The organism is Psychrobacter sp. H25 (assembly GCF_059076335.1).
Genome location: NZ_JCACRV010000001.1, coordinates 621,862 through 636,604, shown reverse-complemented (window position 1 = coordinate 636,604; position 14,743 = coordinate 621,862). Strand labels below are relative to the sequence as shown.

At 42.4% G+C, this 14,743-nt stretch carries 13 protein-coding genes; 5 read left to right on the top strand and 8 right to left on the bottom strand.

What is annotated here, in order from left to right:
- Positions 1-209 precede the first annotated feature (209 nt).
- Positions 210-617, top strand: coding sequence for a glutathione S-transferase N-terminal domain-containing protein (locus AC5JPO_RS02555; RefSeq protein WP_493853209.1), 408 nt, complete (start codon positions 210-212; stop codon positions 615-617).
- Between the two features lie 43 nt (positions 618-660).
- Here AC5JPO_RS02555 and AC5JPO_RS02550 read toward each other — a convergent pair.
- A protein-coding gene (locus tag AC5JPO_RS02550) for an IS3 family transposase (protein ID WP_201608321.1) occupies positions 661-1,826 on the bottom strand; the annotation gives its coding sequence in 2 pieces (ribosomal slippage) (positions 661-1,568 and positions 1,568-1,826; 1,167 coding nt in all).
- A 35-nt stretch (positions 1,827-1,861) separates the two neighbouring features.
- Here AC5JPO_RS02550 and AC5JPO_RS02545 point away from each other — a divergent pair.
- Positions 1,862-2,137, top strand: coding sequence for a glutathione S-transferase C-terminal domain-containing protein (locus AC5JPO_RS02545; RefSeq protein ID WP_493853208.1), 276 nt, complete (start codon positions 1,862-1,864; stop codon positions 2,135-2,137).
- A 79-nt stretch (positions 2,138-2,216) separates the two neighbouring features.
- A complete protein-coding gene (locus AC5JPO_RS02540) occupies positions 2,217-3,026 on the top strand; it encodes a hypothetical protein (RefSeq protein WP_493853207.1) in 810 nt (269 codons plus the stop codon).
- Positions 3,027-3,056: 30 nt separating this feature from the next.
- Here AC5JPO_RS02540 and AC5JPO_RS02535 read toward each other — a convergent pair whose 3' ends face one another.
- The 7 genes from AC5JPO_RS02535 to AC5JPO_RS02505 form a co-directional block, all read right to left on the bottom strand.
- Complete coding sequence (locus AC5JPO_RS02535; RefSeq protein WP_493853206.1) at positions 3,057-4,034, bottom strand: glycosyltransferase family 2 protein; 978 nt, start codon at positions 4,032-4,034, stop codon at positions 3,057-3,059.
- 46 nt (positions 4,035-4,080) lie between these two features.
- The gene (locus tag AC5JPO_RS02530) at positions 4,081-5,373 is read right to left on the bottom strand and encodes a hypothetical protein (RefSeq protein WP_493853205.1); all 1,293 of its coding nucleotides are present in this window, start codon (positions 5,371-5,373) and stop codon (positions 4,081-4,083) included.
- Positions 5,373-6,671: a glycosyltransferase gene (locus AC5JPO_RS02525; protein WP_493853204.1), complete on the bottom strand. Its 1,299-nt coding sequence runs from the start codon at positions 6,669-6,671 to the stop codon at positions 5,373-5,375. Before AC5JPO_RS02525 ends, AC5JPO_RS02530 begins: the two co-directional genes overlap by 1 nt.
- Positions 6,672-6,780: 109 nt before the next feature.
- Positions 6,781-8,289, bottom strand: coding sequence for a glycosyltransferase family 2 protein (locus AC5JPO_RS02520; protein WP_493853203.1), 1,509 nt, complete (start codon positions 8,287-8,289; stop codon positions 6,781-6,783).
- Between the two features lie 689 nt (positions 8,290-8,978).
- Positions 8,979-9,905, bottom strand: a complete 927-nt coding sequence (locus AC5JPO_RS02515; protein ID WP_493853202.1) for a homocysteine S-methyltransferase family protein — start codon at positions 9,903-9,905, stop codon at positions 8,979-8,981.
- 406 nt (positions 9,906-10,311) lie between these two features.
- Positions 10,312-11,439, bottom strand: coding sequence for a zinc-binding dehydrogenase (locus tag AC5JPO_RS02510; RefSeq protein ID WP_493853201.1), 1,128 nt, complete (start codon positions 11,437-11,439; stop codon positions 10,312-10,314).
- 131 nt (positions 11,440-11,570) lie between these two features.
- Entirely contained in the window at positions 11,571-12,248 is a 678-nt protein-coding gene (locus tag AC5JPO_RS02505; RefSeq protein ID WP_493853200.1) for a glutathione S-transferase family protein, read from the bottom strand.
- A 205-nt stretch (positions 12,249-12,453) separates the two neighbouring features.
- On the opposite strand from AC5JPO_RS02505, the gene AC5JPO_RS02500 reads away from it, so the two are divergent.
- Complete coding sequence (locus AC5JPO_RS02500; protein ID WP_493853199.1) at positions 12,454-13,368, top strand: LysR family transcriptional regulator; 915 nt, start codon at positions 12,454-12,456, stop codon at positions 13,366-13,368.
- Positions 13,369-13,825: 457 nt separating this feature from the next.
- Positions 13,826-14,629, top strand: a complete 804-nt coding sequence (locus tag AC5JPO_RS02495; RefSeq protein WP_493853198.1) for a hypothetical protein — start codon at positions 13,826-13,828, stop codon at positions 14,627-14,629.
- The last annotated feature ends 114 nt before the right edge of the window (positions 14,630-14,743 follow it).

Genomic DNA, 14,743 nt, shown 5'->3' with positions numbered 1-14,743 from the left:
AAAGCGCTCCCAAATGGGGGCGTTTTTTGATATGTGCCTACAGTAATATTATAATTTGATAAGATTACTCAAAATCTATCTTACTTATAGTCAAGAACAGTTATAACTAGAGGTAAAGACAGTACTACCTTTGCTGTAAAATAGAGTCTATAAACTCACACAATAAAAAGTCAGCAAAATATAACCCGTTGTCCATTATGGAAATAACTATGAATGCTTCACTGCCACGCTTATACACTTTTCGCCGTTGCCCCTATGCTATGCGCGCTCGTCTTGCACTTTTATTTGCCAAGGTACCAGTTGAACTGCGAGAGATCACGCTAAAGAACAAACCAGAGCACATGTTAGCAATCAGCCCAAAAGGTACTGTGCCCGTCTTACAGATAACAGAGGAGACAACGATTGAAGAGAGTTTAGAGATCATGATGTGGGCGCTTAAACAGGCAGATCCGCAAGAGTTGCTTGATAATAAATCTCAATCTCAAGCCAAGTCTTTGATTGAACAAAATGACAATGAGTTCAAGCAGTGGTTAGATCGCTACAAATATGCCAATCGTCACCCTGAGATGACTCAGTCAGAGTACCGAGAGAAGGGAGAAGTATTTTTACAAGTCTGACCTATGCTGTCAAATCTGTAGACATTGACTTGGGAGATTTTAGTTACGCAGCTTGACGATAAAAATCAAACCACACCTGTCTTGGCGTTTTATAGCCCAAACCCTTTTGGATTCTAGTCTGGTTATACTCAAGCTCAATATATTTAATGATGTCATTGATAGCTTCGAATCTCATTTTATAATCCTGATGATACACTAACTCATTTTTCAATATGCCCCAGAAACTCTCTATCGGAGCATTATCAAAGCAATTACCACGTCTGGACATTGAACCCTTAAATTTATGCTTCTTAATGATCTTATGATAGTCATAACTACAGTACTGACTGCCTCTATCAGAATGCACAATCAGCCGTTGGTTGGGTCGTTTGTTCTTGATGGCCATATTGAGTGCACGGCAAACTAAATCTGCTGTCATACGCTTGTGGATAGCATAGCCGACCAGCTCTTTAGTGTAGAGGTCTTTAACACCTGCTAAGTATAGCCAACCCTCATCTGTCCATATGTAAGTGATGTCACTAACCCAAGCTTCGTTAGGACGACTGGTATCAAATTTTTGATCGAGCAGGTTTGGATAAATAAACTTGTTATGGTTTGAGTTGGTGGTAACTTTAAAACGCTTGTGACGACGGCAAACAATGCCGTATTCTTCTTTAATGCGTCTTACCATGTATTGACTGATATGATGGCCTTGCTCTGCAAGATGAGCATGCAATCGCTCACAGCCATAGCGCTGCTTAGTTTCATCATGAGCCACGCGAACCAGCAGCTCACACTGGTTGCGGTGGATCTGCTGATTACTAACACCACGATTTATCCAGTTATAATAGCTTGATGGCTTGACATCTAATACGTGACACATACAAGTGATGCTAAATATTTTCTGGTTATCCTTGATAAAGACGTACCTCATCAACTGTGCTTCGCGAAGTACGCCGTGGCCTTTTTTAGAATATCTCTCTCTTCCTGAGCAACTTTGAGATCACGTTTAAGACGTTTATTCTCTTCTAGTATAGCCATGAGCTCAGGATCATATTCTTTAGTACCAATAAGCTGGCCTTTATCAGCTTTGTTTTGCCAGTTAGATAATGTCTGCATGGCGATGCCAAGCTGCTTTGCAGTCGCTGAAACATTGCCCTTATTATCTGCTATCTTTTTAACGGCTTCAGCTTTGAATGCTGCACTATAGGTTCTGATTTTCTTAGTCATGATAAACTCCTCATTGAGTCGTTAGTTTACCAAGTTTGGTTCTACAGTTTTTTCAGCATAGCTCAGTCTTAGAAAGTTTATTGACTGATAACATCTATTTACTAGGAGATAATCCAACCATTGCAGACATCGGTATCATGCCTTTTGTGCGTCAGTTTGCCCATGTGGATCGTGAGGTTTTCTATAATTTGCCCTATCCAAACTTACAGCGGTGGCTACAACATTGGCTTGAGCATCCATTATTTGTCCAAGCTATGACTAAGTTTCAACCATGGCAGGAAGGTGATAAGGTGGTTGTTTTTCCTACTTAGTATGGGTGCCAAATCGATCTAGGAAAACTTACAGTGAGAGTAGAGTAGTGTATAAAACGCTATATCAAATAAGGCTACTATGTCTAATATAAATACCCCAATGCACCAGCGCAGCGTATCGATATCGGATAAATATATATCCAGCAACACAGACAAGGCGAAAGAGGCTTTCTTAACGCTACCAGTTGTCATACAAGCAGCGTTAGAACAATCCAAACGAGTTATCTTAATTGCAAACAATCCTGCAATCACAACAACGCAGCTTGAGAGGTTATTAAAGCCTGATGATGTCCTAGTGCTATTTAACCATTTTATCCACGCTGACTTCTTTGCCAACCATCAGGCAATACGTTTATTACCTAAGCTCTTATTTTTTCGGCAAATTGGCGACAGCAAACTACATTTTGGCTTACCGCCTAGAAGCAACAACCTCCCGATGATAGAGCAAATGGCAAAAGCAGCCCCGTTAGGTATATTGACGAGCAATCAATCTTATCTATTTCCATCACTGACTGATGATCCAAACCCTGACGATGACCCTATTATCACTCATCGCGTTTTGAATGTGCCTTTGCCTATGCAAGAGTTGTTGATGAGCCCTACTCATTGCAGCGTACTATCAGAACGTCATGCAGTCGTTGCTGACTATCCACATTTCGTAGATATTCATTCGTCAGCACCTTCGTCAGGTTTTTTGTTATATCGGTTGATGCTAGCAGCTCGAGAGTATGTGCATCATACCCAAAAAACAGAGCTACCGTTAGAGTTGCTCTTAATTGGCTTTAACAACAATGATAAAACGGCTCATTTTTGGCACGGTCACAACTGGGCGTTTGAGCGTCAGGAGATGAGCACATTACCGCCCCGGGTATCTATCCATCGATACTAAGATCGTTATCACCGAGCGTGTCGGTTACAGCTAAACATAAGGAGCGTTTGGATAGTGGGCATGCTTTACTTCATCGTCGCTAGGCTGCCGTCTCACAGCTATGGGTGAAGACTGTTCTTCTGCCCAATCAATCAGCCCCATGTCAGCAAATTGTGACAGCCATCCTGCCATGGGCCAACACTGCCATTTTTGATAAAAACGATTGGCATTGATAATGATACTATCTAAGTGATTGAGGGGCGGTCGATACACACTATGCTGCTGATGATAGATCACATCGGCAGTAAGGTAAAAATCAATATTCAACTGACGCGCGCTAAAGGCAAAATTTGTGTCCTCTGCGCCGTAGCCTGTATATTGAGTATCAAAGCCACCAATATCGTCGAAAGTCTGTTTTTTAATAGCAAAACATAAGCTCCAAAACGCCCCGTAATCATCAGTTCTCTTAATCGCTGTTGTCCCAGTTTCGGTAGGAATTGAGTCTGCCTCATCGAAGTTATACCGATAAGGGTTATAAACAGACAACTCATTTAGAAAAGAAAGAGACAAGTGATTGCTTTGTAATTGTACACTCTCTACATCTGACAAAGGTCGGATAAGATAGCGCGGTTGTCCCATCAGTAGCGCATCGGGATGTTGCATGAGTTTGTGATACATGTGCTCAATAAATGTAGGGACGACGATACAATCGACATCTAAGAATATCAGGGTGTCATTAATAGCATGCTGCGCCCCAAGATTGCGATTGTGACCGATATCAAACGCTGCAGTCTGTGTATCGCAGTTATCATTCGTAGATGATTGAATAGTAGTCGGTAACTTTATGATATTTAAGGAGAACTCAGCCAGTCGGTCGCAATCGGCGTCATCATTGACGATAATGACCTCAGCCGGTCTTATGCTACTGTTCTCTAGACTGCTGAGCAGGTTATAAAGGTGGCGGTTACGTCCATAGCAAGTCGTGATAATGGTTATCGATGCTGTATTGTTATTATTAATAGTGGTCATTGTGTATGCTCGTCTCGCTATTATATTACTTGTCGTGTTTGACGTATCATTGCTTATGAGTTGATTCAGGCTTTGATTTGATTTTGGTAAGTAGCCAATTCTCAAACCAGAGTTTCGTACTAGGATAAGCGCATAGACTATTCATAAAAGCTTGAGCAGCCATCAACGTGTTTGTTTCGTCTATATCATCATTACTCACTGGTACTCTATATTGTTTTTCTGGTGCATGGCTCATAGCTTGACTCATAGTATCAAAACATTCAGATTTACCATCTTGAGCCATTATCAAGGCTTTAAACTGCTCCCAGTTCAATGCCTTGTCTTGGGCGACTAATGCCTGTGCCATGACCACTTGTTCTTGATGTGGTCGGTCATCAGGTATCACGATAAGAGGGGTTGCATAATGATACGCCTGCGCCACGGCATTCAAACCGCATGCCATAATCAAATAATCGCTATGATTAATAAACGGTGTGACGTCATCTACTTGCGCTGAGATATCGACATAACCTCGTTTATCATCATCAATAGGACCGAGAGAGACAATCAGTGCGTGAGGCAGTAATTCACGAAGTTCAGGCAACTTATCATCGATTGATTGATGTCCACCATAGCCTTTTATAACCGTGACGATAGGCTGAATGGTCGCTACAGGCGTTTGCGAGACTGTATGCTCGGACTCATATATTGATGCAGGTTTACTAAATTGAATTGTTGTAGAGAGACGCTTATCCGTGTCTAGCTGCGTCAGTATGTCTATAAAGTCTTCACGAGTATGTGACTGGGTGTTGCGCGTATAGATAAAATCAAGATATAGCGTCTTATCGCAGACCCACTCAGCAGTATGGGTGGATTCCAGGCTCTGAGGATAAGGTGCCAGCAGGGCAAGCGCGCCCGCGAATGTCTCTAGATGGGCAGTATCATCGCGGATACCTGGCAGTCTAACGTACAGATAAGGGACACTTGCCACGCGGCATAGCATGGCGATTTCGGCACTGACATCAATAATCATGAGATTAATATCATAGTGATGAATAGCATCGAGTATTTGATGGCTGCGCCTTTGAATATCGATATTACCTACAGGAGAGTAGTGCAGACCTGCAGGCTTCCAGTATTCTCCAGCCCGTCCTGTTAGCACGTCATCACGACGCTCATCTTCTGGGTGCAGCCGTATGATCTGCTGCTCATTAATCGAAGTGAAGCGATAAGTATCAGCTTCTAAACTTGTGAATACTATCAGTTGTTCTCTGACATCATCAGGTATTAGTGCTGCGAGTTTGTCGGCTTGTCGGCAGTGTCCTGAGCCATGATGATGAGCATAATAGCCGATACGCATTATGCTCCTCCTGCAATACTGACCAGCTCATGGTCTGTTGCAACGGACGAATGAGCGTCATCATTAGAAACCTCAAAAGAGTCATGCACCATATCAGACTGCATTTGATGGTTAATGGTTTGATCACTACTATCATCGCTCTGATAATCTTTTATGGAACTGTCGTTCTTTAACGCTGTTTTATAAAGTGCCAAGTAGCCTTCGACCATGGCAGCCACAGAACAGAATTTCAGTGCGCGCTCGCGGCAAGCCTTACGTGATATCTGCTTGATCATAGAAAAGCCATTAATAAAAGCGGCTTTGTCGCCTTTAGGGACGATGATGCCAGTATCTGGGGTAATGATTTCGGCACTAGCGCCAACATCAAAACCAATCACTGGCGTACCACATGCCAAACTCTCAGCCAAGATCAATCCATAAGGCTCGTCCCAAGTACTGGTGAACAGCATGGCGGTTGCTTGACACAAATAGCGATTAATTTCGTCTTTAGTGGCATGACCGACGTAGCTAAATAGTTTGTTATTGCCACGTTCATTGTCTTTAGATAATAAGGGGGCTACATATTGATCGAAGTACGCTTCGTTGCTTTTAGGTCCTGCAATAACGAGATTTTTTCCTGCTTCTAGGCAATACTGCATGGCTAAGTGAGTGCCTTTTTCGGGGCAGATACGTCCATACCAGAAATAGGTTTCGTTATCGCTATTTTTACTCGATTCAGTATTGGCAAAAAAAGACTCGACGTCGATACCGTTATAAACGGTGTGCGAGGGGACAAACTCAGAAAACAGTCGCTGTTGGTGGTTGCTCACGGCTGTAAATTGAGTGGTTGTACCAGCACGAAGGGTCAACAGTGCCAACCGCAGTTGCGGGAAGATAGGCGTATGAAAAGTGGTGAAAAATCTTTTGCCAATCGCTTGACCTGTCATCATTGGGATATGATGCAAACTGTGGTTGTGTACGATATCGATTTCACCGCGCTCGTCACGTTCGATGATATCTCGTAGGGCTATCTGATAAGCAAGATACTGATACATCTCCTCGCGATCCATCGCTACTGCTTCGTGCTCATTGTCATAGACCATGTCATCAAATTCATGACGAGTCAATAATGGTACCAGCGTTGCGTTGGTCTCGCTATCTTCGTGCGCATAAAGTAGTACGTCATGCCCTTGTGCCACCAGTTCATCGCAAATCAGTTGGGTGATCATCTCTAGACCACCCGCATAGGGCTGAGCAATAGGGTACAGTGAGTGCGCAATGATAGCGATACGTAGTGGCGAGGTTGAAGACCGAGTCATGTTATTAAGACCTTTATAATGATAAACGTTTTGGCTATCGGTAAGACGATACACAGTAGCCCTAGTATAGAAATGGTAAAAACAAGCTAATAATGCTTAAAATCGACCTCTATGAGTCGATGGTTTTTTTGTCTTTGAATAACGCTGACATATAAGAAGTGGTTACGACTTTGTTCCTATTATGCGCTGTTCTCAAGGTGTACTTGAGCGTTTCATTCATACTAGGCGTGCCTGATGCGATATCAGTAAAATTGTTTATGGCTACACTGGCTGCTGCAAGCTTCAAAATACAAACCAGCATGGCGCATATAAATAAGACAGGGGAGTAAAGCGGTGAAAACGGAGCAACAGCCACTGCGGTAATGATATTTACGATTAGCAGTAATTTTGGTAATGCACTGATGTTTTTTAGAAGTAATGAATAACGGCTACGAACGTCTTTGTGTTTAGGGGTACAGACAAAGGGTTTTTTTTGACCCCACAACACAGGTAGCCATGACAATGCACCAATCTCCCAAAAATTTAAATGCATCAGCCATGCTCGTACGCCTTTCACAAAGTGTGGCTGATGGCTGCGATCTAGTTGTTTGTTCAGAGGCGTCTGATCACGGCAGTATGCCCATAGACGTCTGACGATAAAAAATGCATACCCTGCATAGACCAGATACAAAGGTGCAAGCATAGCCATATTAGAATCACCCATCAGGACTATATTGGCGATTAGAAATAAAGAGCAAATGTGCAGAAGGATAAATAATCCTGTGAAGTTCACCCAAGCGCTCAGTTGAGACAGATGTGCCCGTATGTACCCTAGATGTTCACTGACGTTGTTATATTTAGAAGGTGGTGTGGATTTAGAAGAGTATGGCGTTGATAGGTAGTCCGTAAGCACTTGCATATTGCCATATATCCAGCGTCGTCGCTGACAGATCAGGTCATGTAGGGTATTGGGTAGTAGACCTGTGGCAATTACTTCTGGTATGAACTGACTACGAAACCCTTGTCGATGCATGAGGACACCCATTTGAGCATCTTCAGTGATAGATGCCCCTGACCAGCCACCTATGGTCAGAAGATCTGAACGCCGAATCACTGCGTACGTACCCGTTGATAAAGCACGTGTACGATTAAAAGGTCGATATAAGTGATGATTAAAGTAATGATTTAACTCGCTATGGGCATCCACTTGTCCCTCATTACGATAGAACTGCGGAAACTGGAGTAGCGTATGGTCAGGGTGCTGTGCGATAGCTTGCGCGATAGCATGTCTAGCATGTGGTAATGCCTGATAATCACTATCGACAACGACAATATGAGTACATCTTGGATCCATCAACCCCAGTGCTAAGTTCAAAGCCCCTGCCTTAAATCCTGCGACATGATCGACATGATAAAAATGAACATTTAGCGCATCATCCAAGCCGTTACAAAATGCTGCTAAGGGCTCATATAGCGCCGACTCTGTATTGTTGTTATCGATAATAAGTATTTCATCGTGAACGTTCTTGACTGCTAATAAAGACTTGATAGTGGCAATAACTAGCTCTGGAGGCTCAGACCGCGTCATCAATTGAAAACTGAGCATTGCTGTTGTCAAAGCTTCTGGTTTGGCAGTCATATCTAGTCCTTAGGCATATGAAGCAGGTGAAAGTTATATAAAGAAATAGAGCTTTTATAGAAATTGTGTGCTTGTAGCAAAGGTAGGGGTGTGTATCTCCAACGACTCAATCAATATCAATGAATACTAATACAAAATTAGGTAACTATTTAGCCGATAATTGTTTATGGTGAATTAACGGTGTAAGTCTATGTAATATGACTGGACGACAGTCGATGTTTGGTCAAATAGAAAAACAGGAAGTTGGTCTATAGAAAATTGATCTATAAAAAGTTGGACCATAGAAGGTTGGTATATAGAAGGTTAGGCTATGTAGAGGAAGGTGTATTGAAGTTCTAGGTTATAGCGTTGGGTTTGAGAGAGATGTAAGAGTAAAAGGGTTGTCGGACAGGCAGTATCAGTTAGTGATAGGTATCGGAGTAATTATTGTAGTGTTTATCGAAAGCTATAATGAAAGCTATAATGAAAGCTAAAATACTGGCACTTGCCACTTTAGGTACGTCTTGTCATCAGCCAAAATATCTATACTGCCATCGATCTAACCATTAGGCTAACCGTGATGGCAGTGAGGGTAATCAGCTTCGATATTATAGATATTGTGAATTGTAGAGCGTCATACTCAATAGCATTGTGCTTAAGCATTGTGCTTAAGCATTGTGCTTAAGCATTGTGCTTAAGGGGTGTTGTATCTATGCAGAAGGCGTACCCGAAAAGTAGCTGCTCAACTCCTGAATGTGCTCAGGACCAATACCGCAGCAGCCTCCGATTAATGAGGCACCCTGTGCTTGCCATTTTTGTGCCCAATGCAGATAAGCAGGTGGCGTTAGGTCATCACGTACCTGATTGAGCGTATCATTTGCTGCGGCGTTTTTCGGTTGCGGCGGAAAGGCATTGGCATAGGCACCAAGCTCAATATGGGTCGCATTTTTATCTTGCAACGTGCTTTGGGCGACATCTAATGCTTGATCGATAACATCAGGCTGACAGCAGTTAAACAGTATCGCCTCGATATCGCGGGTTGCCATTGCCGCGACTGCTTCTGCTACCGTCTCTCCTGAACGCAGGCGTGGTACATCGATATCCACGTTATCTTCTAAAGTAAAAGCAATCCATATTGGCTTATTATCTGTGTCTAGCGTACTTAGTAATTCACGAACAGCGATAGATTCTGCGATCAGACTTTGGGTTTCAGCGAGCCAAAAATCTACATACGGGCTCAATCCATTTATAAGCGGAGCCGCAATGTCTTCTACATGGTCAGCATCAAACAAATCGGCACGATAAGAGCCAAATAATGGCGGGATAGACCCTGCTACTTGGGTTGTAGTGCCTTCTAGGATAACTGCTGCACGTGCCATTTCGCCTGCTGATGCTGATAATTCCTGAGCCTGCTGCGCAAAGCGTTCTGCGCCAATATGAAATGGCACAAGAGCGTAGCTGTTGGTGGTGATAACATCGGCGCCGCTTTTGATATAAGCGCGGTGTACGTCGCGAACGACTTCGGGCGCTTCTATCATCGCCAGTGCTGACCATTCAGGTTGACGAAACGGTGCGCCGAGCTTCGCTAATTCTCGTCCCATGCCGCCATCGATAATTGTGGTTTTTTTGGTTGGCATAACGCATCCTTCTTGATAATAAATGTATATATCTACTGAGTCTGTATCTTAAAAAATAGAGTGTTTTGACGGGGCGAAATACTAGGCGCAATACGCAATAGATGCAACCAAAAGTTTGGTAACAATGTTAACGGGTGGTTTTTCAAAGATAGTATGATGCTGGTTATAGCAAAATGGCGATGGGAAGTGCTTGGTTAAATTTGTCATGCCGACTTGTCATGCTGACGCTGTTTGAATGGTTGAGCGCATAAGACAGCGTTAGAGTAAGACAGTGTTAAGGACTTTTAATCCAAACATAAAATAAGGCAGATACTATGATCAGTATCTGCCTTATCTCACTTGAGCTGTATCGTTTCACTCTCTATAGTTAGCAATCTGTTGCTAGGGGCTTGATGTATAGATGTGATTAGCCTTGTGGTGTGATCAAGTATTTCTCACCAGTGGCTTGCTTGCCATAAGTAGCGATTGACTTTAATTGCAATGCTTCCTTTAACGTCACTTCATGGGTATAGCTGCTTGCAAACGTGGTGGTGATTTCTTCTGCAACTCTTTGACGCATCGACATAACGGTTTTGGTACCTAGTTTGCCGAGTGCATTGAATAGTAAGAAACCATTAACACCCCAAGCAAAACCAAAGTTACGATTTAGCGTGATAGGTCCACGGTTAAGAGCGCCGTAAATATAGGCTTGTTTGAACGTGTTTGAGCCGTATACGCTATACTCTTCCACATCGCGGGTGATGGCCGCTTCCATACAGTTTAGGATATCGCTGGTCAATTGACCGCCGCCCACAGGGTCAAATGAAATAGTAGCCCCTGTTTCGACAATCGCTGCTGTCAAATCTTTTAAGAACGTATCGTTGCTTGAGTTGACCACGTACTTTGCGCCCATATTACGCAGTAGTTTTTCTTGCTCTTCTTTACGCACGATGTTTATTAGGTCGATACCATCTGCCATACAGATACGGTTGAGCATTTGACCTAGGCTAGAGGCAGCGGCTGCATGAATGATGGCTTTGTGACCTTCAGCGCGCATAGTCTCGACCATTGCTAGCGCAGTAAGCGGGTTCACAAAAGAAGACGCACCTTCTTTGGCAGTCGTGCCTTCTTTTAACTCGAGGCAGCTCTTTACATTGACGCAGTGGTATTGGCGATAAGTACCACCGCCGATCACAGCAACCATTTTACCCATCAATGCTTGTGCAGCTTCAGATGACCCTGCTGCAACGACGGTACCGGCGCCTTCATTACCTACTGGAGTGTCTTCATTGACACGTGTTTTTAGCGATGGCATAAATTTGGCAGGTATATCGGCAGTAACGACTGGGCTTTGCTCGGTGCCTGACTGCACAGCAGTTGACATATCAGCGGCGCTGAACATCACCCCAAAGTCAGAAGGGTTCAATGGGGCGGCTTCAATGCGTACAACGACTTCATCTGCACCAGGGGTTGGTATCTCGATATCTTGTAGCGCTAGGGTCAGTTTATTGTCATCACTAACGGTCGAGGTCAGTTGGACATTTTTATCAGTCATAAGATTTGCTCCTGCAAATAATTATAGGTATTGGACCACTTATATTAGTGTGTTGGTTAGGTTTTAGATGTTGTTTAATCAACGCACTTATTTTAATAGTGGGTGTTTTTGTTGCTCATTACTTTCATACTTTATTTAGCTTGGGTCGCTTGTATCTGAGCTTGTACATGCTGCATAAATTCAGGCATATTTGCCAAACGATCTTTTTCGACAGTCTGGGCAATATCAGACTGACTCATAGAGGTGCTCCACTCTTTCATACCAGGGATTTGTGCCAGTACATCCCATTCGAGCTGGCTTGAGGCAAAGGTATTAACAATAAGGTTCACATAGTGGACGTAGATGTCAGCCATGGTGAACTGCTCGCCTGCAATCCAAGGTGAGAACTGGCACAAGCTATTTAAAGCGCCGATACCGCGCTCCAACACTTGGCGTACTTCAGCTTTGAGTGGCTCAGGCGCTGCAGTACCCGAAAATACATACGGTATGAGTCGGCGACTTGGCAGCTCAAAGTAAAGCTCTGCTATTTTCATGATTTGACGTACGACAGCACGCTCACCAGCATCTGCAGGGTATAGCGGCATATCAGGGTGAGTCTCTTCGATAAAATCACAAATCACGCTCGACTCTGAAATATTGAGTCCGTCATCAGTGGTGATGGCTGGTACTTTACCCACGGGGCTGACTGAGAGTAGCTCATCGCTACCAGCGAAGATTAAGTTTTCTTCAAAAGGTATCTGTTTGTACAGTAAGGTATGTTTGACGATGTTGTAATAGTTGCTTGCAGCAAAACCGTGCAAAGTAATCATATGTCATTCTTCCATTATTGACGTGATGGGTTATTTTTAGTCGTGTTTTAATCACGTTTTAGTCGTGACGTTCAAGTTAACCACATTATTACTGGTTTTAACGTGGTTATATATAGGATAAAACGTCAATCACTATTGCTTTTAAGACAACAATAGAGCCAAAATACTTGGCTACTCAAGCTTAGATAGTCAATGGAGAAGTGGATTGGATCAATTACGGGCAATACGATATTTTAGTAAAGTGGTCGAAACGGGGAGCTTTACTAAGGCTGCAAAGGCATTCGACGTACCGCCATCCTCACTATCGAGACGCGTGTCTGATTTGGAGAAGAGTTTGGGCGCGACTCTATTACAGCGTTCGACCCGAATGGTTAAGCTGACCGAAGTGGGGCATGTCTACTACAATGATGTGCAGCATATACTGAACCAACTAGAGCAAAGCAAAGAGACCGTTCGGAGCTATCAAACCACCCCGATGGGGCGCCTGCGTATCAGCTCAATGGTAGGGTTTGGGGAGAGGATACTACTGCCTTTACTAGATGATTTTAGTGTTCTATATCCGCAGATTATATTGGATGTCAGCTTGAGTGACGAGCTATCGGCACTCGGACGTGATGACGTCGATATTGCGATCCGCGGTGGCTACGCGCCAAACGAACGTGTGCTTGCTATCAGGCTTATGGACAATAGCTTTATCCCCGTTGCCTCTCCGAGCTACCTAGAGCAGCATGGCACTCCCAAACACGTAATGGAACTCAAGAATCATCGTGGTCTGTACTTTAAAGCGCCAAACGGCCCAACACCGTGGCTGTGTCATGTAGATGATCAATGGCATGATGTTTCAGGGCCTGCGGTTGTGATCTCAAATAACGGACCATGGCTGGCACAAAAAGCCAGTAACGGCGAAGGTATCTTAATGTCTACTCGGTGGGCGCTGGCGTCGTATCTTGAGTCAGGCGCACTGCAAGAGCTGACCTTTGAACACAAGTTAGCTATCACTCAGCATTCGGACATGGCGGTTTATCTGCTGTATCAAAAACAGCGCTACCTAGTACCCAAGGTAAAAGCGGCGGTAGATTTTTTGGTTGGAAGAATACAAGTAGCAGGTGTAGGTAAATAGCCTAAGCAAAAGTAAGATAGACAATTCGTAATGAATTAATATTCTGGTAATCTAGTTTACATAGGTAAGCATAAAGGGTGGAGAGTATAACGGTAGTCTCAATACATCGACCGAGTATCCCAACAGAATCAATATAACCATGTGTTAAATTAACAACAAAGTGTTAGATAACTACAAAGAAATAACATTATCTCTGGTGAGGAATAATGTTATAATTCATACTATGACAAAGTATGGAGAGTTCAATATGTCTAAGTTTTTCAAAGAGTTCTTTAAGCTAAATTTGACTGCAGAAGAGCAAAGAGTACTCGATGCACTCAATTCCTCAGATGTTATATCGAAGAGAGTTGTAGGAAGAGGTACGTTGACTGTAAAAGTATCTGATATCACAAGCTCTGATAAATTTAAATCGTACAGTGCGAAAGCTTCAACTATTGTCTCTTGCCAAAGTAACTAAATGTCTCTACTACTGATTATTCCAGTTTTAATTTCTGGCTTTTATGTCTGTAATAATAATCTTTACTATTTCTATCGAATTCACCGTTACGAAGGCCAGTATTTATATCTGAAAAGTGCGCTCATAGGTTTTATTTCTTTGTTGATATCATCTATTATTGCACTAACTCTAAACAAATTTATTCCAAGTAGAGTTTTAGGAATACCAGTTGATGTAATTGCTTACATTGAAACTTTTGTTTCTCCTATAGTTGAAGGTACAGAAGTTTCAAGTATACAGTTGTCTTGGATACTATTACTTTTAGTTTTAACTCAATTCATGGGATGGGTCTGGGTTAAATTTTCTTATCTTCACATCAAGTTAAAAGAAAAAGACATCGAGAAATCTAAGATATTACTTATGTCTTCTATATTAAGAGACAGTCCTTTAGATAATATCTTTTTGGAGTCTTATATTGAAGAAGCTCCATTAATGCTAACCTTAAATGACCGAAAAGTTTATGTTGGTATTGTCTCTTCACTAGGCGAACCAAACGAATCAGAGGGAATGGATCAAGAGTTAGCTATAATTCCAATTATGAGTGGCTATAGAGACAAGGATGATTTCAGTGTAAGTTTTAATACTGATTACAAAATAATTGATAAAGAACTACAGATTGTATTGAGACAAGAAATGATAAACTCAGCAACGAGATTTGACTTCGAAATTTTTGAAGATTTCGCTAAAAATAATAACAAGACAATTTTCAACAAATTTATCTCTATCTCCTCTAGGCCTAAATTTTTTTCTAAAAACCAAATTTAGATAGCTATACCATAGTTTTTATAATAGAAAAATTATAGCGCTTGATATATGTTTTAATAGTACTAATTTTCTATTATTTAGTCTTTATCTACACATCGTAGAGTTAACAAGATT

Coding starts and splice junctions, on each gene's coding strand:
- AC5JPO_RS02530 (WP_493853205.1), bottom strand. CDS start 5,373: ATGCGTATCGGCTATTATGCTCATCATCATGGCTCAGGACACTGCCGA.
- AC5JPO_RS02510 (WP_493853201.1), bottom strand. CDS start 11,439: ATGACTGATAAAAATGTCCAACTGACCTCGACCGTTAGTGATGACAAT.
- AC5JPO_RS02505 (WP_493853200.1), bottom strand. CDS start 12,248: ATGATTACTTTGCACGGTTTTGCTGCAAGCAACTATTACAACATCGTC.
- AC5JPO_RS02540 (WP_493853207.1), top strand. CDS start 2,217: ATGTCTAATATAAATACCCCAATGCACCAGCGCAGCGTATCGATATCG.
- AC5JPO_RS02555 (WP_493853209.1), top strand. CDS start 210: ATGAATGCTTCACTGCCACGCTTATACACTTTTCGCCGTTGCCCCTAT.
- AC5JPO_RS02515 (WP_493853202.1), bottom strand. CDS start 9,905: ATGCCAACCAAAAAAACCACAATTATCGATGGCGGCATGGGACGAGAA.
- AC5JPO_RS02525 (WP_493853204.1), bottom strand. CDS start 6,671: ATGACTCGGTCTTCAACCTCGCCACTACGTATCGCTATCATTGCGCAC.
- AC5JPO_RS02495 (WP_493853198.1), top strand. CDS start 13,826: ATGTCTCTACTACTGATTATTCCAGTTTTAATTTCTGGCTTTTATGTC.
- AC5JPO_RS02535 (WP_493853206.1), bottom strand. CDS start 4,034: ATGACCACTATTAATAATAACAATACAGCATCGATAACCATTATCACG.
- AC5JPO_RS02520 (WP_493853203.1), bottom strand. CDS start 8,289: ATGACTGCCAAACCAGAAGCTTTGACAACAGCAATGCTCAGTTTTCAA.